This is a genomic window from Paenibacillus tabacirhizosphaerae, assembly GCF_040812395.1.
Lineage (GTDB): Bacteria > Bacillota > Bacilli > Paenibacillales > NBRC-103111 > Paenibacillus_E.
On the sequence record NZ_JBFNXH010000007.1, the window covers coordinates 170,380 to 194,959 of the forward strand.

Annotated in this window: 16 protein-coding genes; 5 read left to right on the top strand and 11 right to left on the bottom strand. The window is 47.3% G+C overall.

Annotation, left to right across the window (positions count from 1 at the left end; genetic code table 11):
- Window positions 1-308: 308 nt before the first annotated feature.
- From ABRS97_RS15000 to ABRS97_RS15015, 4 genes are all read left to right on the top strand, one after another.
- Complete coding sequence (locus tag ABRS97_RS15000) at window positions 309-1,199, top strand: hypothetical protein (protein ID WP_367815000.1); 891 nt, start codon at window positions 309-311, stop codon at window positions 1,197-1,199.
- A 25-nt stretch (window positions 1,200-1,224) separates the two neighbouring features.
- Window positions 1,225-2,667, top strand: coding sequence for an NAD(P)/FAD-dependent oxidoreductase (locus tag ABRS97_RS15005; RefSeq protein ID WP_367814998.1), 1,443 nt, complete (start codon window positions 1,225-1,227; stop codon window positions 2,665-2,667).
- 22 nt (window positions 2,668-2,689) lie between these two features.
- The gene (locus ABRS97_RS15010; protein ID WP_367814996.1) at window positions 2,690-4,162 is read left to right on the top strand and encodes an FAD-dependent oxidoreductase; all 1,473 of its coding nucleotides are present in this window, start codon (window positions 2,690-2,692) and stop codon (window positions 4,160-4,162) included.
- Between the two features lie 320 nt (window positions 4,163-4,482).
- Window positions 4,483-4,926 carry a helix-turn-helix domain-containing protein gene (locus ABRS97_RS15015; RefSeq protein ID WP_367814994.1) on the top strand — a complete coding sequence of 148 codons (444 nt, stop codon included), beginning with the start codon at window positions 4,483-4,485 and terminating at the stop codon, window positions 4,924-4,926.
- A 178-nt stretch (window positions 4,927-5,104) separates the two neighbouring features.
- Here the strand turns inward: ABRS97_RS15015 and ABRS97_RS15020 are convergent, their stop codons facing one another.
- The 10 genes from ABRS97_RS15020 to ABRS97_RS15065 all read right to left on the bottom strand — a co-directional run bounded on the left by ABRS97_RS15020 (window position 5,105) and on the right by ABRS97_RS15065 (window position 18,822).
- Window positions 5,105-7,105 carry an S-layer homology domain-containing protein gene (locus ABRS97_RS15020; protein ID WP_367814993.1) on the bottom strand — a complete coding sequence of 667 codons (2,001 nt, stop codon included), beginning with the start codon at window positions 7,103-7,105 and terminating at the stop codon, window positions 5,105-5,107.
- Window positions 7,106-7,120: 15 nt separating this feature from the next.
- Window positions 7,121-10,924: an Ig-like domain-containing protein gene (locus ABRS97_RS15025; protein ID WP_367814991.1), complete on the bottom strand. Its 3,804-nt coding sequence runs from the start codon at window positions 10,922-10,924 to the stop codon at window positions 7,121-7,123.
- 321 nt (window positions 10,925-11,245) lie between these two features.
- Window positions 11,246-12,421, bottom strand: a complete 1,176-nt coding sequence (locus ABRS97_RS15030) for a fibronectin type III domain-containing protein (RefSeq protein ID WP_367814989.1) — start codon at window positions 12,419-12,421, stop codon at window positions 11,246-11,248.
- A gap of 432 nt (window positions 12,422-12,853) precedes the next feature.
- A complete protein-coding gene (locus ABRS97_RS15035) occupies window positions 12,854-13,897 on the bottom strand; it encodes an Ig-like domain-containing protein (protein WP_367814987.1) in 1,044 nt (347 codons plus the stop codon).
- Window positions 13,898-13,967: 70 nt separating this feature from the next.
- The gene (locus ABRS97_RS15040) at window positions 13,968-14,759 is read right to left on the bottom strand and encodes an energy-coupling factor transporter transmembrane component T family protein (protein ID WP_367859115.1); all 792 of its coding nucleotides are present in this window, start codon (window positions 14,757-14,759) and stop codon (window positions 13,968-13,970) included.
- A complete protein-coding gene (locus ABRS97_RS15045) occupies window positions 14,756-15,613 on the bottom strand; it encodes an ATP-binding cassette domain-containing protein (RefSeq protein ID WP_367814985.1) in 858 nt (285 codons plus the stop codon). Before ABRS97_RS15045 ends, ABRS97_RS15040 begins: the two co-directional genes overlap by 4 nt.
- A complete protein-coding gene (locus ABRS97_RS15050) occupies window positions 15,604-16,455 on the bottom strand; it encodes an ATP-binding cassette domain-containing protein (protein WP_367814983.1) in 852 nt (283 codons plus the stop codon). The genes ABRS97_RS15045 and ABRS97_RS15050 overlap by 10 nt, the downstream gene beginning before the upstream one ends.
- A 61-nt stretch (window positions 16,456-16,516) precedes the next feature.
- Window positions 16,517-17,113, bottom strand: coding sequence for a hypothetical protein (locus ABRS97_RS15055; protein ID WP_367814981.1), 597 nt, complete (start codon window positions 17,111-17,113; stop codon window positions 16,517-16,519).
- Between the two features lie 25 nt (window positions 17,114-17,138).
- Window positions 17,139-17,582, bottom strand: a complete 444-nt coding sequence (locus tag ABRS97_RS15060; RefSeq protein WP_367814979.1) for a hypothetical protein — start codon at window positions 17,580-17,582, stop codon at window positions 17,139-17,141.
- Between the two features lie 835 nt (window positions 17,583-18,417).
- Window positions 18,418-18,822, bottom strand: coding sequence for a MarR family winged helix-turn-helix transcriptional regulator (locus ABRS97_RS15065; protein WP_367814977.1), 405 nt, complete (start codon window positions 18,820-18,822; stop codon window positions 18,418-18,420).
- Between the two features lie 311 nt (window positions 18,823-19,133).
- Between ABRS97_RS15065 and ABRS97_RS15070 the strand changes: the two genes are divergently transcribed.
- Window positions 19,134-23,372, top strand: a complete 4,239-nt coding sequence (locus ABRS97_RS15070; protein WP_367814975.1) for a sulfite reductase subunit alpha — start codon at window positions 19,134-19,136, stop codon at window positions 23,370-23,372.
- A gap of 39 nt (window positions 23,373-23,411) precedes the next feature.
- Here ABRS97_RS15070 and ABRS97_RS15075 read toward each other — a convergent pair whose 3' ends face one another.
- Window positions 23,412-24,365, bottom strand: coding sequence for a substrate-binding domain-containing protein (locus tag ABRS97_RS15075; protein WP_367814973.1), 954 nt, complete (start codon window positions 24,363-24,365; stop codon window positions 23,412-23,414).
- Window positions 24,366-24,580 lie beyond the last annotated feature (215 nt).

The following is a 24,580-nucleotide window of genomic DNA, read 5'->3' on the forward strand; positions in this document are numbered from 1 at the left end:
ACCACCGCCATTTTCTTCTGGTTTATAAAAACAGGCAGACGATGTAACATCATCGTCTGCTTGTCTGCATTTTTATTCGAAATTATGCATAAAAACTCCTTTTCAAATAATTCTGCAACAAATCGTCTAAAGAATTGTGGATTTCACAACAACAAAACAATAAACATTCAATACTCATGTCAATTTATATACTGTTAATATTGTGATATTATTATATTTAGTTATAAACAATTTATTTTAATTATAAATAGATTAATATAGACTTCTACTATACTTGTAGGCTGTCTACAACAATAGGAGGGTAGATCTTGCGGATTTTGGTCAGCATTGACGACACCGACAACTTAACGACCAAAGGGATTAAAGGAACGGGAGACTTGGCAAAAGGCATTGCGAAAGCAATCGAATCGCATGGCTGGGGAACCTCCCTGAGGATCTCAAGACACCAATTGCTGCTTCACGATGATATCCCTTATACCTCCCACAACAGCTCCATGTGTTTTGAAGCAGATATTACGGATCATCATCTTCAAGCCGTTATCGATTTCAGCTCCGATTATTTGCATCGGGAGAGCGAACGCGGCTCTGACCCGGGACTTTGTGTCGTGACCATTGAAGGACTATCGCGACCTCAAGAACTCATCCGGTTCGGGTATATGGCGAAACAACAAGTGCTGACAAAAGAGCTCGCCTACGGATTAGCCCATAAATTGAGTATCTACCTGTCAGAGCATGGCGGCAGCGGTCAGGGGGTTATCGGGGCTTTAGCAGGTGCAGGGCTACGCTTGGGAGGAAACGATGGATCTTTCAAGGGAAAACACAAGGTTGGTGAACCCGGCGAGAAGTTGACCGTTTCCGAACTTTGCGCTCTTGCGAGAGTCGATCTGTTACAAAGCTTGGACGGACAACCCATCAACAGCTATGATACGGTGGTGTTGGGAACTACGATTAAATCCATTCTATCAGAGGGAAAAGCGGTTATTCCGGTGCAAAGGACCGAAACGGAAGATGGCAGCCCTGTTTGGACAACCTGCTCCAAGGACCTTATCCTCCAAATCCGGACAGCAGGATGTCCCTCCTTCCGACCGGATGTGGAGGAAGAGATGGTATCGGACGAACTCAATTCCTGTTGCAACTGTTATTTTCGCCGATGGACAGCCGACTCGTTCATTTGTATGGCTGCCGCCGCAGACGCTTAGTTTAGTTCAGGAGAGGAGCAGTCCCATGTACGATGTCGCAATCATCGGTGCAGGCATTACCGGAACATCCATTGCTAGAGAATTGTCCAAGTATCAGCTGCGCATCTTGTTATTAGACAAAAACAACGATGTAGCGGGCGAAGCTACGATGGCCAACAGTGGTATCATCCATAACGGCCATACGGCCCGACAGGGAAAGCTGAAAGGGAAGTTGACGCTGCAGGGAAGCCGCATGTTCGAGGATTTGTGCCGGGAGCTGGAGGTTCCATTCAAGAAAACCGACATGTTGATTGTCGGTTTTGACGAAGAAGACGAGAAAGCCATTTACGAACTTTACGATAGAGCTGCCGCCAACTGCATCGACGGCATCCGGATCATAGGGAGAGAGGAAGCATTGCGGATAGAGCCTGTTTTAGACGAACATGTCCGCTGCGCAATGCTCAATCCCGGTTGCGGACTCATCGATCCGTGGGAGCTGTGTATCGCCCTTGCAGAAAATGCCGTCTGCAACGGTGTTGAGCTGCGATTAAATGCCGAAGTCAACGACTTGACACAAACGAACGGTTTCTTCGAGATTAAGACAAGCAGAGAAAATTACCAGGCCGATATCGTCATCAACTGCGCTGGGATGTATGCAGACAAAATTAATGGCATGACCGGTTCGGCTCCTTATACGATCGAGCCTAAACGGGGCCAGTATGTCGTGTTGGACCGAAGCCCGGATTACAAAATAAACCATATCATTTCCCATTGTAAGACTGATAAGGAAAAGGGCGTATTTCTCATCCCTACTATAAGCGGCAATCTGATGATCGGTCCCGATATGGAGGGTGTTGACGACCGGGAAGGTAAAGAAACCACCGCCAGTCGGATGGATCACCTGAAGCAGTCCGCGCTTAAATTATCCTCCAGCATTCCTATGCATCGAACGATCCGCTCCTTTTCCGGATTGAAGGCCAAGTGCAGCATCGGCGATTTCTTCATCGAAGAGTCCAAAGAAGTAGAAGGTTTTATTAACGTTGCGGGAATCAATAACCCAGGCTTAACCAGTTCCCCCGCCATTGCCTCGCATGTTGCCGGTATTGTCGGGAGCATCTTCACAAGAACGGGAAACCGATTGTCAACTAACCATGATTTTACTGCTACCCGAAGCAAAATCATCACGTTTAAGGAAGTGCCCGACGCCGATAAAACGGATTGGATTCGCCGAAATCCGGCTTACGGACGAATCGTTTGCCGGTGTGAACAGGTCAGCGAGGGCGAAATCAATGATGCCATTCACAGGAATCCCGGGGCCACTTCGGTTAAAGGAGTCAAGAAACGTACAAGAGCCAGCATGGGCAGATGCCAGGGAAGTTACTGCGGTCTTAGAATCGTTGGACTGCTGGCTTCTGAGTTAAATCTAAGCATGGATCAAGTTTTATATGAAAATGTCGGATCGAATCTGTTACCGGATTCAATGCCGTAATCGCAAGAAGGGAGGAAACGTTATGCAACATTACGACCTTGTGATTGTGGGAGGAGGCCCTGCAGGACTTGCGGCTGCTTTGGAAGCCAAACGTTGCGGAATCAGCCGCATTATCGTATTGGAAAGAGAACAGGAGCCAGGAGGGATCCTACAGCAATGCGTACACAGTGGATTTGGGATTCATCTGTTCAAAGAGGATTTGACGGGGCCCGAATATGCGGAGCGGTTCATCACTCTCTTGCGTGAGTCCGGGATTGAATGCAAAACGGATACGACTGTGCTGGAAATCTCGAAAGACAAATTCGTGAAGGCAGTGAATCCATGTGACGGCATATTGGAGCTTGCCGCAAAGGCTTTGATTATAGCCACAGGATGCAGGGAACGTACAAGGGAAGAGTTGGGCATACCCGGCAAACGTCCTGCAGGTGTTTTTACAGCGGGAAGCGCACAGCGCTACATGAATATGGAAGGATACCGGGTGGGTAAACGGGCAGTCATTCTAGGATCGGGAGACATCGGTCTTATCATGGCCCGCAGGCTGACGCTGGAAGGCACTGAGGTTGTGGCTGTAGTCGAGCTTATGCCGAATCCGACCGGCTTGCAGCTGAACATTATCCAGTGCCTGGAAGATTATCAAATTCCTCTTTTGTTAAGCCATACTGTCACTTCCATCCTAGGACGGGACCGCGTTGAAGGTGTCGTGTTATCCCAAGTGGATTCCAATTGCATCCCGGTTCCCGGAACCGAGACCCTCATCGATTGCGATACGTTGATCTTGGCCGTCGGTTTGATCCCGGAGAACGATCTGAGCTATCAGGCCGGTCTCTCCATGGATGAGCGAACTGGAGGTCTATTCGTCGATCATCGGATGGAAACAAGCGCAGAAGGAATCTTCGCTTGTGGGAATGCAGTTCATGTACATGACTTGGTGGACCATGTAACGGAAGAAGCAGTAAGGGCAGGAAGCTCTGCAGCTCGTTATATACTGGGGGAACACGAGTATTATGGCATGGAAAAACTGGCTACAGCCGGTATGGGAGTTTGGAACGAAAAACTACAAAGGAACCAAACGAAGATCATAGAGCTTAAAAGAACGCCAGAATTTCACGAACTTGTTTGCATCGTTTGTCCTAAGGCATGTATAGTCAAAGTGTACTTGAAAGGACAAATTATCACCTTTATCACAGGAAATGCCTGTGAAAGGGGCAAACATTACGCACGGCAGGAAAAGACCTATCCTTCCAGAGTTCTGACAACTACAGTTCCCATAAGCGGCGGAACCTGCAAAAGACTTCCGGTCCGCTCCAGTGAAGCGGTCCCCATGCAACTGGCAGCAGATTGGATCAAATGCGTGAAGGAACTTCGCATCACTCCCCCCGTTAAGATCGGCGATGTGCTGATCCGGGATATTTTCCAATCAGGCACGGATGTAATTGCCTCCAAAAGCGTCAATTACTCAAGTCATTTCCGGTGTAGGATACCAGATTCATGTTAATCATGTTAACACTTGACAACAATTTTGTTATAATGAAAGATAGACTGATTAATTATTTTTCTGTGGTATCCCCATTAGCAGTGCGAATGCTTACGGGGATATTTTTAATTCCTCTGTAATCGCCGTCTAGTTCAGCATCGCAAATCCCCAATACCTGTTGAATTGTTGATGACGAACATCATTATCTCTTGTATGACCATTATACGCTTAATATTAAGTTAAATCAAGTAAAAATGCTTATTTTTAAGTATTTCAGTTATATGCAATGCTATTTAGTTATATTACATACTTTCACAAGGTTCATATTAGGGAGTGGTTTGATGGAAACAATCGGACAAAGAATTAAATATTTGAGAGATTCATTTAAACTGTCACAACAGCAAGTCGCTGAAAAAACAGGAATTTCAAGAGGAAATATCAGTAATTATGAAAAAGACAGGGTTTCCCCTGCCGCAGATACGATCATTGCGATATGTGCATATTTTCACGTTTCAGCCGACTGGCTGCTGACCGGCAAAGAGACAGTGACAGAAGATCCGGGAACTCGCGAGAGCCTTGCAGGCAACACTGCCGACGTAATCGATTTAAGCGGAGAGCTTGACAAGAAAGCGGTATATATGAAGACTACGGAGGAAGAAGAGCGTCTTGTGCTGATGTACAGAGAGTTCTCCCGGGAAGATAAAGATTTTACCCTCAATATGATCCAGTTTAAATATGAGCAAACCCAAAGAGATGAAAAAAAGAAGCAACCGTCATCGAGTTGACGTCATGGCGAAAGAGTAAGAATGACGCTCTTGAAAATTCCTGGATATGAATTCTTGATCTGTTTTCAAGAAAATAAGGTTGAAGAAAGACCATGTTATCTACGATTGCGGTAGAGTCACATGGTCTTTCTCCATCAAACATACCATTGCTATTTCAACAGGCTATCTCACTGTTATTTTACAGGCCAAGCTTGTCCATCAACGCCTTTAGCATCACAGCGCCTTCGGCACGGGTCGCATGATCCATAGGACCAAAACTGCCGTCTGGACGTCCGCTGACAATACCAAGCGCATACACGCTTTTTATCGCCTCCTCAGCCCACGTGCTGATGCTTGCCTTGTCGGTAAATGCCGTTTCTTTCAGCGCGCTAACCTTACCTCCGGCATAATGGTACGCTCTCTGGATCATCACGGCCATCTCCTGTCGGGAAATCATGTCTCCTGGACGGAAATTCCTGTCGGCGCCTTCGATGATACCGGCCTTAGCAGCTTTCATTACATCGCCTGCATACCATTCATTACCGGCGACATCTTGAAATGCGCTGTCACCTGCAGCATCTCCCAGCTTCAACACTCTGGACAGCAGAGCGGCAAATTCCGCCCGGGTTATGTTGTTATCCGGGGCAAACGCATTGTCGTCTACTCCGTTGACCATATGACGAGCCACCATCACCTCAATGTCCTTCCTTGCCCAGTGTGAAGCGAGATCCCCGAAGGTTTTCCGAGACTCCGCCACCATGAATGTGGAGAAATGGTTCGTCCGGAAGACAAGCTTCCCGTCAACGACTCTGCCTCCGATATATTCCCACTGTGTTTTTGTCTCGTTGAGAAAGTACACGCCCAACTTCTCCTGATCGGCAATCCCCTCGGGAATCGGAAGGGACAGCGTAATCTCCTTCTGGAAACTATGCACCGGATCGCCGTTCGCGAAGGCATTGAAGGTATAGACAACTTTCTGTTCAGCCTCCACAGGCTCCCTGGCGGCGCTCTGTCCAGACACTTGGGAGCTGCTTAAAATCATCTCCTTGCCATGCAGCAATGCCCCCGGCGGGACAATTATGATAAGTCCCCCGTCCTTAATGGCGATGGTCTTATTCTCCGAGATCACCAGATTTACCACCTCCGCAGGCAACTTCACCGCCTTTTCCTTCCCTGCTCCTACTGATATTTGGGAAACGTCGATCACAAGCGTTCTATTGCCGGAATCCTTAATCAAGTCGGAGGCTTTGGCCGGGTCAATCTCCAAAGTTGTCTTGTCTTTCTCAACCGTAATGCTTCCCAATTTCTCCGCAGGAACTGCCGGTGGAAGAGTGCCTCCGCCAACCGGTACGGGAGGAACTGTGGTGACAGGAGGGGCTGCTGGGGCGGCCCCCGTTTTGAAAGAAACCGTCACATCCTCCCCAAGATTGCCACCGTTGTTGGCGCATAATTCCCCGCTGACCTTCACCCGGTATATCGTATTCGGGGACAATCCATCATCCGGAGTAATGACAATAACCCTTTTGGTTTCGGTTACTTTCGACTGGCTGGCTGTATCGTAATAAGCGAAGTCTGTCTTATTTTGGCTGTCACTTTGAATTAAACTGACGCTGGCGCGGACAGGAGTACTGCTGTCCCCCTTGTATAGGGAGATGGAATCGACATTGTTCTCATTGCGCCCGATTGTAAAATCTGGATAGTTCTTATTGATGAAATAATTTACATTAGCATTAAATACCAGGGCAAAGTTTGTCGTATCAATCGGCACTACATCCATCGGGTCGCCGGTGGAGCCCTTTGGATAAGTTCCCAGGAATGCCAGGGTGTTCGCGCCGCCCGGAGTGGTAAATATTGTCGTTGCCTTTGCTTGACCTGCTGTTACGTTGACAGTGGATTGACCACTTGCAAGGTCGTCAGGCAACGTGAAGATCGTCCTATAATAACCTTCGGAATTGCTCTTCGTGGCGGTGTAAAAAATGCTTTTGCCGCTAGCTTCGCTTACCCGGATCATTACATTTGAATTTGGCAACGGGATGCCGGCATCGGTCAGCTTGCCGGAAATGACTACTACACCCCCAGCATTAAATGTGCCTGTCCCCCCGTTCGTTATCACGTCTATGACAGGCTCAGCAGAAACTGCTGTTGCTGTAGATGCGAATATAAATAATGAAATAAAAAGGGCCAACAACTTCTTTGCCATCTATTTTGTACCTCCCTATTGCTGTACTTTGTAAACAAAGTGGGCCGGTTTTCCAAGGATATGATTTCTGTCTCCATACCAAGCACCTTGTTCACAAATAAAGACATCAAAATATACTTCCGTTGCGTCACTTGGTACCTTAAAGTTGAGCAGTCTGGCAATACTGGTTTTCGAAGGAGCTAATGAAATATTATTCATATCTGATCCTAATACTTTTCCACCGTAATCCATTCTTGCTCCCTTCCCTGCTCTCGCGGTGACATAAACGGAATAGTAATCGACATCGTTTGAATTATTTTTTATAGAAACCCCAAAGTTATAATTTTTCCCTGCAGTTGCATTCGTTACAACCGGTGATCTGTTGTTGCCCAATTCCAGTAATTCAGGATCATTTAGTACAGTGGCGGTTTGAGTCAGGAAGTTGATGCTTTGTGGTGAACCTATGGTGTTGCCTGCCGTGTCGCTTAACGGAGCTGCAAGAGTCAATTTGTACTTTCCGCCATAGACCATTTCCTTCAACGGAGTTATGGTCAGATGTTTCCCGTCTGCGCTAAGCTCATGTTTAAAACCAACGGCTTCTCCTCCCACAGGCTGGAGCAATACCGATTGACCCGCCAAAATGCTATCTGGATTAACAGGGACGGCGAAACCTATCTCTAAACTTCCATCTATTTCAACATCCCATGGGGCATTTGAAACCGGATTGAGTAAGGTTGCGAATTGGCTCGTAGTAAACTTCCACCCCATATCCATGGGCATTATATTCCCGTCTTTATCAGCAATATTCTTTGAAATTACTACATTGTATGCTGTGCCGTACCGCAATTTCTGCATCGGAGTAATCGTAACAATGTTTGTCGAAGGATCAAGGGCAACCGTAGCAGATACAGCAGCTCCATCCGCAGTCAACGTAATGTTGCCGTTTAGTGTATTCGGATCAATAACCAGGCCATCATTGCCCGCGAACTTAAACTGGATCGTACTATCGAGCGGTACATTTACTGCACCAGCAGCAGGAACATATGAATTAGGAATAAACGTATATGAGCTTTCCTTGTATAACTCAGTGCCCGTTACCTTGTCGATCATCACGACTGATTTGAAATTGCTTCCCACATAGTTGCTCCCTTGAATAAGAGAATCACTTGCCCGTTTGGCAGATTCTTTATCTATGACGGATATACCGTTGATCTTGCTTGGGTTTCCCCCTTCAGTCATCACCTGGATACCGATATCGGACCCGGTTACAGTGTTTCCACTGATGCTGGCATCCACACCGTTGTTAATAAAAATACCGGTAGCAGAATTATCAGTAGAATGGTAATTCTTGAAGGTGTTATTTTCCACAGTCGCCGTAGAATCGCTGTAGATCCCATAAGCCGCACTTCCCCCTCCGTCGAAGGTGCTGTTGGATACATGCAATTCCGGCACATAAAGGGGTAGGCCATTTGCCTGCCATATACTCGCCACTTTTACTGGAGCAAAACTTGAATTCATAATCTTCACATTACCTTTATAACCATGTATAAATAGACCATATTTACTATTTTCCGAGCCTACGACTTTCACATTATCTAGCGTTACATCCCCATATGCATCAAATACTTTATCCAAGGGCTGTCCTCCTACATCTAGGGTTACATTGCGTATAGTTAATTTGGACCCCTGGTCACCACCTGCGCCTATAAACGCCAAGTTACCCAATGATGACGGTGCTAACTTTACTGTTTTCCCTTTGAAATCCAGTGTCAAATCCTCGTACAACTGGCCATTAAAAGGGGGAGTAACAATCGTTTTCACTGTATCAGAATTGATGGCCGCAATCATTTCATCATAATTATTCTTCGTAGAATTAGTACGCACATCGCTAATTGTCGCCACCTCTGACCACTTCACAGTTACCGGGATGACGACGGATTCTGTGGCATTGCTTTGTGCTATGCCATTTCCAGTTGTGATTTTCGCCGTCACATTCACCTTTACCTGATCTGTGACTGCCGCTTTGTTGACGTGCAAATTAATATCACTAACAATATCCGGTCGGCTGGATGACCATTTGATTGGCGTAAATGCCACAATCCAATTCAGTGGTCCGATCAAGTTCTGAGTGACAGAGTCGGCGCTGTCTTGTGGTGCGAATGAAAGATGATAGTTACTGTTCGGATCCAATATATCTCTCTTGGCCCTTTGAACAATATTCTCATCACTGTCCGGTGTAAGATTAACACCTCCGAATCCGTTTGCCCTCCTGCCTCCAAGCGCATCTTGAGCTGCCATAACTTCGTAATTATAGATTTTTCCTGTTTCCACGTCAGTATCCGTATACGTACCTTTATAGCGACTTGGACTATCGGCGACACTCCATAATCGAATTTGATCCTCTGTTACTGTAAAAGATTTTTTTTTGGCTGGATCTGTACTTTTTTCATATCTGCCGGGTATCCCATTCTCCAGAACGACTTCCGTACGGACCACATCAAATTGAACAATCGTACTCTCATCCGAAGCCAGAAAATCGATGGTCAGTGAATGGTCTGTTTTATCGACAAGATAGTAGGAGATCGCCTCGGGTACATCAAAATCATAGAAAATCCCGAAAATCATATCCTGATTTGCACTTTGAACATCAGCAGTTACCTTGATCACATTATTGGCAATTTCCGACCGATCCGTAGACTTCTGGTATATCCATCTGTATGCATTCGGATTTGTCCGGTCCAAGAGATAGACGCCCATCTTGTTATTCCTGATATTATTGATATCCTGATCCTTCAGCCAGATATCATCGGTGTTCAACAGTACCGGCAACGACAATTGGACCGATGTCCCTTGATTTGCTCCGTTTACGGTTACGCCGTAAACATCGCCAGATGGATGCAATCTAACATAATAATCCAAACTTAGCATAACCTTGTTTGAAGGTACTTCCGAGATGGCATTCCGCAGATTGATAGTTGGGTTTGTACTGCTGCCCGAAGCTGGAATGAGCGCAGGAACAGCAACATTGACATTTTTCTCAAAAGCATATGTATGGCCCTGGGCAATGGAAATATTCGTTCCAAACCCGCCTTTCACTGTCGTCCATGCCGTAGTGTTGGTACTATCCCCTTTAAAGTGAATATAAACCTTGCTTGTGCCTAATATAAGATTTGGATTGCTTAAAGCAATGGAATAGGTCGCTCCCGAAACAGTATTCATATATACCCACTCGGTAACACTGACGCTGCCGATATCTGCAGTTCCGCTTGCGTCAATGTAATATTCCATATCTTTTCCAATAGACGCCAAACCGTCTAATTGAAGTGTATTGCCGGAAAGTACAGCTGATGAGATGGTAGGAGTTGCGGGTTTGTCTATCGTTGTAAAGTAGAACACATAATCTAAGTCAGTAGTAGCACTACCGTTACCACCTGAAGCAACACCTGTTTTACAAGTTATTTTGTAGGTAGTTTCATATTCCAGCGGACTTGAAGGCGTTACTAAAATGTCAAACATGGTTCTTCCATTGTTTACATTAACGGGGACAATCGTCGAATCACTAACTTTGGCCAATTGAAACTGATTTTTATTTTTATTCAATTGGGGACTAACATTCTTTGGAAAGTTGAATCTGAATTCTGGCTGTTGCGGTGTGTTGGTATTAGCTGTAGTAACATTTTCAATCATTTTCGTAGTTGAATTGCCCAAAAAAGCTCCGTTTAAAGTAAGTCCCGCCCCATAAGCGGTTGACACAATACCCAGATTACCAAACAGTAAAGCCATTACAGTAAGCAAAACCATAAAATGATTGCTTTTCTTTTTCGTTCCTCGTGTATACATACTATTCCCCTCGCTTACTAAATATAGAATGATGTGTCCTATTATATGAAACATCATTTAACTCACAAAAGATTCCACAATCACTTTCATTTCTTCATCCCATATGGAAAGCCCTCTTATATGAATATATCTAGTTATGTATTAATATATTTAATTCTATTTAGTTTTCATCCATTATATTTTTCAATTTCTTGATAGTCAATAACTTCCAACACCGCTCACTATCTTTTCACATATTTGACATAAGCCCGACATAGAACTCCAGGTTGAACAACGAAAAAAGAAGCCACTATAATGTGACTTCCCGAGCTATGACTCCGTTTAGGGATTCGTAGTAGCAGTGGCCTTAGGCGAATATCCCGCCTCACCACCTGTGTTAACTGGTGTAACTCTGAAATAGTACGTCGTTGACGAACTAAGACCATTAACGGTATAGCTTGTCCCGGAAGTATTTCCGGCAAGGTGATTCTCAAATCCCCAGTAAGGATCGGTAGAGTAATAAACATTATAGCTGGTTGCGTCGATGACACCAGTCCATGATAGGCTCACAGATGTACTTCCCACCGTTCCGACAGTTGGAGCTGCAGACAACTTGCTTGGAATATCCGAAGCTACCGTTGTAAAGGTTGTGGTAGAGCCGCCAAAATTGTTTGAATTAACGTCATTGAAACTTGGTACAGTCAGCTGATACTCATGTGAGTTTGGATTTTCCAGGTCATATGCCACTGAAGCCGTACCTCCTGCAGTCAAGGGATAGAAGAAGAACGTGTGGGCATCGTTAACCTGCTTCGCATAAGATTCTGCACCTGTCGTAGCTGAAGAGTCAAACGTCGAGTCGGTTGTTACATCTGTCCAAGTCCCACTAATCTTTTTCTTCAATCTAATCCCTGAATTCCAGGTTGACAAAAGACTACTGAGGTCAGAACTACTAACTGGTCTGTCTACAGTAAACTCAACATTTCCTTCATAAGCGACCCCTGTAGCGCCACTTGCCCGCTGGAAAGTTACATTTATAGGTGTTGTATAGGCACCACTCGAATTTGGCGTTTTAAAGTAAAAGACATAGTCTTTTCTATTCTGGAAGCTGCCTAATGACAAATTGTTGTTTGCCGAGACTGTATTGCTGATAGTTACCTTGTAAAGGGTGTCATAATCAAAATTGTTTTGCATAGCAAGTGTAACCGTTGTTCCGGTTGATGCTGCGGCATTTGTCCATCCACCGCCACTCGTCGTACTTAAACTGGAGATAGTCTGACTGGCATGATCGGAATCCCTTTCAATCTTGAACTGCTCTTTTACCGTACCTGTGAGGCTCTTGTCAAAGTAAACTTTTAAATGCGAGCGATCTGAGCTGTCAAAATAATACCCATGCAGGTTGATACCTTTATTTCCCGCTCCATTTAAGGCAAATGCCGATGTAGACGCAAAACTTGATACCATCGCCAGCGTGAGAACTAATGAAGTTATGATTTTTGATTTCTTCACTTTTTTAATCATATTGAACGCCTCCTGATTTTTCGTCTTAACGTACACTGAATCCCTGAATTCCCAATTTCCTCACAATGATACCCCCAACACAATCCCCCTTTCCAAACAGCTCGTCCTAATACTATTCAGACTGCAAAGTGCAACCAGGAATCACCATATATAGAAGATCAATGAATAATCCCCGTATTGCTATTATACGCTTAATATTAAGCGTAATCAATAGATTTTGCTTATTTTTAAGTTTTTCTATTATGTTTAATTATTTTTAACATAATTTAAACATATCTAGAGTTATAAAAGAGGTCCTGTCGAGGACACTGCGAAATCACGAAGCAAATAGCAGACCCGTAAATCCATAGAGAGGAAACTGGAAAAAGAAAAAAGACCATGCTATCTACGATTAGGTAGAATCACATGGTCTTTCTTCATTTACTTTATACATTATTTTCGCCTGCGCCGGAAGTAGAATACTTCCCCCAGCGCCCATCCCGCCACCAGAAGAGCTGTCAGGAACATCATGAACCGCCAATGAGAATCACCGCCTTCTCCCAGATCCGTCACCCCGGCCGTTCCGACCGCAGTCGAAGCTTTTTGAGAGGCGTCTGTCTGAACCGATTCTTTCTGCGACTGCAGGGGACCGCTTGCCTGCGGTGCCGAAATGTCCTGCCCTTCTGCTGACCCAGCTTCCGAAGATGAGGTCGCTTCGCTGTTGGGGGCCTCCATTGCTGCATTTGCCGGTTGAGCGGCGATCTCAGCAACAGTCCCGCCAGATGCTCCTTGTGCTGCTTGCACACCATCTGTCGGACTGCCGGTTCCAACGATATGACCGTCGCCTCCAAGTTCACTGCCGCTATTGACCGCCTTGCTTCCGTCACCAGATATAGCCTCTATGGACTGACTGGTATCATCCCTCTGCCCAGCATCCGCAGCCTTCTCGGGTGTTTTCTCAGTGGATGACGCCGCTTCTCCCGTTGTCCCGAAAGCAATGGTTAGTCCTCCGCCCAATGTCACTCCATTCTTGGCCTTAAGCTCCGGAGCCACCTTCAGGTTGTAGGTCGTTCCCGGCTGCAACGGCTCCACCGGCTTCACGAACACCGCTTGACGTTCATCGAAATTGGTCGTATCGTCGATCTTGGTCACTTCGATGGGAACGTTCGTCCCTCTGCTATCGCTAAGAGAGAAGCACTCTCGGTTAATTCCCCAGACTGTGCTGTTCACCACATTCTTGTCAAAAAGCAGCTTGATTCTTGCCTTTAACGGCACAGTCTTCGAATCAAGAACATTAGTATCGCCATCCGTCAGCGTGGCTGAAACGAACCTTAGGGGCTTAGGGTCTGATAAACCGGAACCTCCTCCCGAAGGAACCGCGCCACTCCCATTAGCCGCATGAACCGCTTGTGGCGCTGCAAAAGCTATAACAGCAGCCAACAAGATAAACTGCAACCCGGACCGTATGCGCCACTTTTTCAGCAAAGCTTCCTTCATCTTGCTTCATCCCCTCATTCTGATCATCCCTCGTCTTTTCAACACCCATTCAGATATTTCAGCAGAACTTCTACATGCTGCGCAACATAGCCAGAAGCGGCACCAGACTAATGGCTCCCCACGATATCCAATCCTCCCTGCCATATCGCAAGCTCCTGGTCCGGGTGGGATGGACGCCCCCCGAATAGCAGCGGGCCTCCATTGCCACAGCCAGGTCCCCTGCCCGCAGCAGAGATCCAGACAACATCGGGATGAGCACAGCTGCCATGCTCCTGATTCGGACCCTTATGCGGCGCGATCGAAGCGGAGCGCCCCTGGAGCGCTGGGCTCTGGCCACCAGCTCCGCCTCCTCATTCATGACGGGTACGAAACGAAGGGCCAAACTGACCAGCATAGCGAACTTATGTACCGGCACGCCTATCCTTGCCAATGGCGACATTAGCTTCTCCAGACCGGAGGCCAGACGGATCGGCGGAGTAGTCATGGTCAGGAGGAAGGAACTGAACATGAGCACCAGCAGCCGATCCACCGTTATAACCCCTTTAATCACTCCCTCATGAGTGATCTCGATTCCTGCAATCTCCAGCCACATGGTACCTTCGGTTAATACACTTTGGAACAGGAAGGAGACGAGGAGAAGAAGCCACAATACCCGAAGCCTCTTCATTATGTGACGAAGCTGTATGCGGGCCAGCGCGTAGGCAGCAACCAAGAAGCCCGTCTCGACTGCTGCGATGACGACATCGTACCGACTCAGAATCACTGCAGACAACGCGATACACCCGATTATTTTCGTTCTGGGGTCCAGCCGGTGGAGAAATGTATCTCCTTGCATATAGCGCCCAAGCCGCGTCCCGTTCATCCTTGAATCCCTCCCAGATTGAGGAGTTCGCCGAGCACCTCTTCCCGTGTCACGGAATGAGCGTTAACCGGAACTCCTCTTATCTTTAATTCACGCAGTATCTGCAGTCGTTCTGGAAGCAACAGCCTTGGCTTCGTGGCCAGCATCTCCTCCTGGAGAATTTGCTTCGTATCGCCCCACGCAGCAAGACGTCCTTGCTCCAAAATGACGAGCTTGTCAGCCAGCCCCAGCACATCCTGCATGCTGTGGGAAATCATGATGATGGTCGTTTCCGATTCGATCTGCAGCCGCTTGATCAAGCGTAAAATCCCGCTGCGACCAGCTCCATCCAGCCCCGCTGTCGGCTCGTCCAGCACCAGAATCGAGGGCTTCATGGCCAACACACCGGCTATAGCCACACGACGCCGTTGTCCTCCACTCAAGGCTAAGGGAGGAAGGCCCGCCACCTCTCCAGGCACAAGCCCTACTGCCTCTAACGCCTTTGTTACACGAACCTCCACTTCCTCTGGTGGGATTCCCTTATTTCTCACTCCATACGCGACATCCTCGAAAACTGTTTCCTCAAAAAGCTGCTGCTCCGGCTGCTGAAACACAAGCCCTACATTCATCCATAGCTGGTCCCGGCTTGGGCGATCCGCCGTTTTCAGTCCCAAAACCGTTACGTACCCCTCACTGGGATTGAGAAGACCATTTAGCAATTGACCCAATGTGGATTTACCTGAACCGTTGGCACCTACAACACCTACAAATTCGCCTTCTTCCACCGTAAATGATACCCCATCCAAAGCCAGCTTTCCGTCCGATCCCCCGCACTTATATCGATGACTTACCTGATTGAATTCAATTACCGGCATAACCAGTCCACCAGCCCTCCCACCGAAACAATGCTTCTTGGAGCAGGCACTCCTTGACTTCTCAAGCCCTGGACCAAAAATGGAATATCCGGCATGCGGATCCCCCATCTGTCATTATCCCGGACTTCCGCTAACACTTCCCAAGGCTTACCCTCCGCCGCAATCCGTCCGCGTTCCAGCACGATGAGCCGGTCTGCATGCAATAGCTCCTCCGCATGATGGGAAATAAAGATAACCGTCAGGCCCTGTTCACGGTTAAGCCGGCCTATTGCTTCCATCAGTTCATGCCTGCCCCACGGATCAAGCATGGAGGTCGGCTCATCCAAGATCAGATGGGAGGGCTTCATAGCCAGAATAGCCGCAATCGCAACACGCTGCTTTTCTCCGCCAGAGAGAGATCGGGGGTCCCGCTTCCTCAGGTTCGCCACTCCAGCGGTACTCATGGCCCATTCTATCCGTTCCTTCACCTCATTCTGCGGCAATCCCAGATTTTCCGGTCCAAAGGCGATATCCTCCTCCACAACGGAGCTTACAATTTGATGATCCGGATTCTGGAAGATCATGCCAGTCCTTCTCCTGATCTCCATCAGAAACCTTCTGTCTCTTGTATCCATGCAGTCTACCAACACACTGCCCGCTGTCGGCGCAATCAGGCCATTCATAAGGCGCGCCAGCATCGTCTTGCCTGACCCATTGCTCCCCGCCACTCCGACGAATTCGCCTTGATTGATGCGAAGACTGACATCGTTCAAAATCCGGACAAGCGTTCCATCGGTAAGCGAAACATCTCTCGATACATGAATTGCTTCAATAAATCCACCCAACCTATCCGAACGTTCCATAAGCTGATCCTCGCCTTCATATCCACCTATTACGGGCCAACTGGCTTCCTCAAATTCCGCTTCAATCCCACGCTGTCAGCCGAGGCTTCAGCCGTTTCATCAAGAGCGATGCGATTACCCCCCCGATTCCGCCAAAGATCATGTGAGCAACCGACGAATAACCAAGACCCAATGTTACAAAGCCCACCTGAAAATCAAACATAGCTCCCAATGCAAGTGCCGCCGCCAGCTTGGACAAGCTGATTAAAGCACCGCATATGAAACCAACGGCAGGATGATGAAGTCTATTAAAAAATATCGGGGCTAGCAGATCAAGCAGCAACCCGGGAATGAAATATTTGAAGAAAATGAAAATACCTTCCTTCCCCAAACCAAGAAATACCGCCAAAACCCCGGATATGGCTCCCATGATGATTCCGCCGCCGAACTTGGGGATTAACCCTCTGCCCAATATGAGAATCCCCATCCACCAAATGCTCGTGTGCCCCGGTAGATGAAAAGGAATTCGGGTCACATCATTAGAGACTGCCACCATGGCACCAAACATGGTAAACCGTATGACGTCTGCCAGCTCCAACCTGAACATAAATCGCCGAGAAGTACTTGTAAGACCTTGTGTCCCGGATTTCTCCGACATGGTCCACCCTTTGAGCCTCATCTCTCCCACCATCTCCTCCGTTTCGTTATCTAATCCTCTTAATTTCGCTTACATCATCTACCAAGACTAGACGGGGACCTGATTTTTGAACCAAAGTCACGGTTCCCCTCTCATTGCATTCAAGTACAAGCGAATCTGTAAGTTCTTGCCTGCCAATCCGAAATACCTGGCTGCCCTTTAGCCCCTTTACCTCGATTTCCGAGTACCCGATTAAGCCCGAAGCGCCGACCACGTACAAAAGGGTAGGCCCCTTCGCCCCAGCATCATCAGGAAATTGCTGCTTCAAGAGCGCACGGACAACATCCGCGCCCATGAGCGAAATCAGCTTTCCTTCATGATCCATCACAGAGATAACCTTCCCAGAATGAATAGCATTCTCCCGGTCTACCCACTCAACCACATATGCCAAGGAAATAAACAGTATGATAATAAGCAGCCCTCCAACAATTCTTTTGTTTATGGGCGTCATTAGATTCCCCTTCCCAATCGATTATTTGTTCCATCCTGCGACTTAATTCGTCAATTATATCTAAATCCATCTATTTATAGTCAATATATATCGCACTATGATAAAATTCAATGTCTTTTATGTTATATTTCATTGAATCATATTTAGATAGAACGGTGACTTTAAATAACTAGCAGTTGGTCTTGACATGCTGAATTTACACAGAACGCAAAAAAACCTGAGGCTGTGCCTCAAGTCCTTAGTCCAAACCCATACGTCTAGGCATGGGAGGGAATTGGGTATGGTTCCAACCGCTTGTCGTGTTCCTTGATTGAACAAAGTGGCGCGAACACGACTTTAAAGGCGGCCGCTATCGCTTTTTCACCCCACAGCCATTCTCTTTCTGTTCTACTTCGTGCTGCCTTCCACTTCTCTTTTCCCTAACCGATCCTCGATTCGGTATTCCTATCCATGAACACCTCTGTAAGAGCAAAATTCCGGGTACATTTCGCCGATTTCGTCTCAGCAAGCTTCGCAAGAAAACGTGTGACAGCCGCCATGCGGCGGCGTACAACGCGCGCCCGAGGAGGTACTGCCGGACCGCCTATTCTCCGTGCACAGCGATTTCGACGGAACTACGATACCTTATTCCACGGTAACCACGTTTTTCTCCCCCTGAAGCGGAACTAGGGTGCGTTAAATGAGCGAAAACTTGCCTGAAACCCAGCATTTCCTGCACATAACGCACGGTAGTTCCGCAAAATGTCGCTACAACTGAAAATACCGCCTCTTAACGCATCGTAGTTCCGCTCACAATTGAATACTATTAAAAAAGCCTCTTCATAAACGAAGAGGATCATGTATGTTCGTTATGAAATTCAAGCAAACCCGCCCTCGTTAACTCATCTATGTGAATCTCGGACAGTTCCTCTAGTATCCCCATGCCATATCCGGTCAATCGCAAGAAAACACTGCGTTTATCCTCCGAATTCGGGAACCGCTGAACCAAACCCATTTCTTCACACCGTTTAATAAGCTCTACACAAGCATGCCTGGTGATTTGCAGACGTTCAGCAAGCTCTTTCGGCGTAGCGTAGTCCCGTTCAGGGAACCCCATAATAGACAACATTAGTTGGTGATATTGAGGCGTAAGTCCCTTCCCCCGTGCAGCTTCCTCGCTGAACCGAATGAATTTACGAATGCGATATCGGAATAAAGCTAGTTGCTCGTACACATCCTTGGACAATGGCTTTTCATTCATATCAGGGCTCCTTATGAAAAACAGAATACATATAGTGTACAGCATTCACTATCACGGGACAATTGGAAGACCCACATAATAAAGATCAGTTAAGTCACTTTATATAACACGAAAAATCAATTATTTAAATCACAATCAAATTTTATATCTTTTGTGTCATATTTTATAACATGGATATCTTGACTTCAATCGTAGGGCGATATATATTTATGATAATTAGTTATATTCAGTTATGTTTTGTTTTTTTTACATTCCATTCCATGTATGAACAAATCCATCCGTGCTATGCACGAAAATGCGGGTGAATCCATATGTCAACCATGCTAACAAAAAAAGTGAAAAGTGTTTGCCCTTATTGCGGCGTAGGATGCGGAATCGTGCTTGAAGTGTTTGGCAATCGCGTAACCAAAGTGACCGGTGATAAAGAACATCCCACTAATTTCGGTAGGTTGTGCACCAAAGGTAACACATGCGCGCAAGCCATCGCTGAATCGGGACGAATGGAATATGCTTATAGCCGTTCAAATCGAAACGAAGAGCCGATTAGAACCGGTATCGACGTTGCAATAAGCGAAACTGCCAAGCGACTGCGCGCAATCCTCGATGAGCATGGACCCGACGCTCTATCCTTCTATGTCTCCGGTCAAATGTCTTTGGAGGCACAGTACCTCATTAACAAACTGGCCAAAGGATTTGTTCGTACCAACAACATCGAATCCAACTCGCGCTTATGCATGGCAAGCGCAGGCAGCGGCTACAAACTCTCGCTTGGATCGGATGGTCCTCCCGGCTCTTATCAGGATATGGATCGCACGGATTTGTTTTTCGTCATCGGAGCCAACATGGCTGACTGCCATCCGATTCTCTTCCTTCGGGTCATGGATCGGGTCAAAACGGGAGCCAAGCTGATTGTCGTTGATCCGCGCCGCAATGCGACCGCAGACAAAGCAACTCTCTTCATGCAGATCAAACCCGGTACTGATCTTGCCTTTCTGAACGGTCTTTTGCATTTACTTGTCAAAAACGGTCATACAGATTCGGCATTTATCGCCGAATTCACATCCGGTTGGGAGATCATGCCTGACTTTCTGGAAGCATATACGCCGAGCAAAGTGTCTGAAATTACAGGCATCCCCGAAGCGGATATCCGCCAAGCGGCATTATGGATCGGCGAATCTCCCGAGTGGATGAGCTGCTGGACAATGGGGCTCAATCAAAGCACACATGGCACGTGGCATACGAATGCCATCTGCAATCTGCATCTGGCTACCGGCAAAATTTGCCGCCCCGGCAGCGGCCCCTTCTCGCTCACCGGACAACCGAACGCTATGGGCGGCCGAGAGATGGGGTATATGGGCCCCGGACTACCTGGGCAACGTTCCGTGCTTGTTGAGACCGATCGAATGTTCATCGAGGACATGTGGGAAGTTTCGCCAGGTACCCTCAGGACTGAAATAGGAACCGGTACGGTATCGATGTTCCAAAGTATGCAAGCTGGAGACATCAAAGCCTGTTGGATCATCTGTACGAACCCTGTAGCCACCGTTCCCAATCGCAAAAATGTTATCGCCGGCTTGCAGAAAGCGGAACTGGTTATTACACAGGACGCGTTCTTCGATACCGAAACTAATCGATATGCCGATATTTTGCTCCCTGGCGCATTATGGTCAGAGGCCGAGGGAGTCATGATTAACTCTGAGCGGAACCTGACACTGATGCAGAAGGCGGTCGATCCCCCCGGAGAAGCGCTCCCTGACTGGCAGATTATCGCCAGAGTCGCTTGTGAAATGGGCTATTCCGCCGCTTTTACCTACACTTCTTCTGTCGAGGTATATCAAGAAATCCAAAAAGCATGGAATCCCAAGACCGGCTATGACATCCGGGGCGCTTCTTATGAACGTCTTCGTGAAACTCCGATGCAATGGCCCTGTGCGCCAGACAGCGCGGATGATCGGAATCCGATCCGATACTTGAACGATGGAATCAGCCAGAAACTGAAGGAGAATACGGACGGCAGCCGACCGCGCATTGTGTTCCCGACCGAAATTGGCAAGGGAATCTTTCTGGCACGCCCCTATTTACCGCCTGCAGAGATGCCGGACAGTGAATTTCCTTTTGTACTGAACACGGGCCGTTTGCAGCATCAATGGCACACCATGACCAAAACCGGAAAAATTCCCATGCTAAACAAGCTGAACCCGGGTCCATTTATCGAAATTCACCCTGAAGATGCAGAGGCGCTCGGCGTAGCCGACCAAGATCGTATCGAAATTCACTCACGGCGCGGCCTTGCTATTCTGCCCGCCGTGGTTACTGACAGAGTGCGTCCCGGAAATTGCTTTGCCCCGTTTCATTGGAATGATGTTTTCGGTGAAAAGCTTGCCATCAACGACGTCACCAATGACGCGATTGACCCTATATCTTTTCAACCCGAATTTAAATATTGCGCCGTCTCTCTGATCCGGGTTGCCCCGCATTCTGAAACGATTCCGTCCATGGAACAAGTCGATGGCACTCAAATTCCCGTTCTTATCAGCGGAACGGCAACCAAACAAAAGGAGGTTGTGCATATGGCGCAAATCGATACGCTCGCAAGCATGTTGGGTATTCAAACATCCTCGGTGATTACGCTGGAAAGTCATGAAAAAGCGTATCTTTCCGGATTTATAACCAGTTTGCGAACGGAAGAATCGCGGACAGCTTCGGGCATTCCGGTACTGCCCCCTACCGCGCCTCTTGATCCGACCAAACGGAATTGGCTGGATGGCATGCTCGCCGGGATGTTCTCCCGTACGTATCTTCCCGAACCAACAGCCAATCTAACGCTTGTGGCGCCAACATCACCAGAAAGCTCCCCTTCTTCTCCGCCGGAGGCAGAGAAAGCGAGCAAGCTTCCTGTCACGATTGTTTGGGCCTCGCAAACCGGAAACGCGGAAGGAGCTGCCAACGATTGCGCGAAGAAACTGCAAGATGCCGGGTACGACATTCGACTTGTAAATATGAACGCTTACCATATAGCTGATCTAACTGCCGAACGACATATCCTCTTCATCGCGAGCACATTTGGCGCTGGCGATCCACCCGATAACGGCGAGAGTTTTTGGCAGTCATTGAAGGCAGACAACATGCCGAGATTGCCCGATCTTCGCTACGCCGTCCTTGCTTTCGGAGACACCAATTACGATCTATTTTGTGGATTCGGACGTAATATTGATACGCGCTTAGATCAGCTTGGCGCTCGTCGGCTCTTGGGTCGCGTCGATTGCGATACGGATTTTGGGGAGCAAGTCGAAACATGGATGACCGCAATTGCGAAAGCTTTAAACGAACCTGATGGCAGTTCCGCACCAACACCGCTTCCCGTAACCGACACCATCTTGAGCCCTGCTGAGGAAGCAGCGGCAACGGTCGAAGTTGTAGAAAAGAAGGCGTATGACCGAAATCATCCGCTGCGTACAGGTGTCGTCGTCAACCGGCGTTTAAGTAAAGAAAGTTCAGAAAAAGAGACGCGCCATTATGTGTTCGACCTTAAGAACAGCGGACTGCAATATGAGGCAGGGGATGCCTTGGGTGTATGGCCAACCAATTGTCCCGAACTGGTCGAAGAGATTTTGGCGGCGGTTAAGTTAGATCCGACTGTTCTAATAACAGTCAAAGATCGAGGAGAAATGAAACTCGGTGAAGCCCTGCTCCGTCACTTCGAAATTGTCCGTATCACGCCAGGGATTCTCCAATTCGTTCAGGAACGCGCCAAAAGTGAGATACTCGGGCATCTTCTGAAAAGCGAAAATAAATCGGAACTGAAAAAGTGGCTTTGGGGACGCCAACTGGCCGATTTCCTTCAAGAGTTTCCGGTTACCGTCAGCGCGGATGATTTGATCGGCATCCTCAAGCCCTTACAACCTCGGTTGTATTCCATTTCATCAAGCCCGAAAGCGAATCCCGACGAAGTTAGTATCACAGTTTCAACCGTACGTTATCCATTCAACGGGAAATCAAGAAAAGGCGTTTGCTCCACCTTTCTCGCGGATCGAGCGGAGCCCCATATCGATATTCCGGTCTTCGTACAGAAGTCTGCCAATTTCCGCCCTCCTGCAAACCCGGATGTACCGATGATTATGATTGGACCGGGCACTGGTGTAGGACCCTTCCGAGGCTTCCTGCAAGAACGTCAGGCTATCGGGGCAAAAGGGAAGAACTGGCTCATATTTGGCGAACAAAGAGCAGAAAGCGACTTCTACTTTAAAGATGAACTGGAGGCTTTACAAAAAGAGGGCTATCTTCAACGCTTAGATACCGCCTTCTCGCGTGACCAGCCCGATAAAATCTATGTCCAACATCGCATGATGGAACACGGAGCAGAGCTGTGGGCATGGCTGAAAGAAGGCGCTCATTTCTATATCTGCGGCGATGCAAGCCAGATGGCCAAAGAGGTTGATGCTGCGCTCAAAAAAATCATTCAGCAGCATAGCGGCATGAGTTCCACTGAGGCGGAGAGCTATGTGAAGGAGATGTTACAAACAAAACGGTATGCAAAAGATGTTTATTAGTTTTTTACTCCTGATTTGTCATGCAGAAATTCTAATACGTTAAGTCTCGTATAAAATGCGTCCTGTCTGAGATAAATCATATCCTTGGATAGGACGCAGCTCATTGTGAAAGGATTCCGATTGCAAGATTTGCTTCACTCGTTCAATCCATTCAAGGTTCTCCGGTTTTTTTAGCATGACAAGATCATACCGCTCTTGAATAAGTGGAATGAAATCAACGCCACCAACCATAGATGCCGCCTTTTCAATCCCTACACCGAAATCCGCTTCCCCCGTGGCAACTTTGCCAGCCACACCCATATGATTAGATTCCTCCTGCTCATAACCGCTTAGCAGTTGATGCGGAATTTCATGAAGCCGGAGTTGTTCATCAAGAAGAACACGTGCGCCTGATCCTTTTTCACGATTGACCAATCGAAGTCCGGGCTTTTTTAGGTCAGCCCAGTCATAAATCTGTTTGGGATTCCCTAGCTGCACGTATAGGCCGGCTGAACGTGAAACGAGATTCACAACCACATAGGAAGAACCAATTAATAATTTTCGGATATAAGGAATATTATATTGGCCCGTGTCGCCATCCAACAGATGGGTGCTGACAATATCGGATTCACCCTTATACATAGAGATTAGACTATCCATACTCCCAACATACGCGCGAAGCGGTCTGTAATGGCTTACATTTCTTTCGATATGTTTGGCTAAAATGTCCAAGCTAACATCTTGTCCGGTTATCACGAGAGATTGCTTGGAAAATGGAGCTGGTTGAAACGAGTGCTGCGTAATCGGCTCGATATATTCCTTTTTTGCAGTGGAAACCATACCGCCTTTCGCACGTATTTTATAGGCTTCAAGATCCGAGGCATCCACACGCATTTGCTTTCCGACACGATAGGCAGGCAGATCGCCTTTTTTAATTAGATCATAAACGGTTAGTTTGGAGATCTTTAGAAGTTTAGATATTTCTTCCGTTGTATAGGAAATGTCAGATGTCATTGCAAGCCTCCATTAACATGTAATACAAAAAGTAGTAGGGCTAACCCTTCATCCATACTACTGTACATTATTATCTTATCATAAGCTGATATATAACGTATTTCAATCCCGTTGGCATATCATCTGCCAGAAAATACCCGTTCAACCCGCTTTTCTACAAATAAGGAAAACAAGGCATCCAAAGAAGAGTCATTGGATGCCTGCATGTACATTTG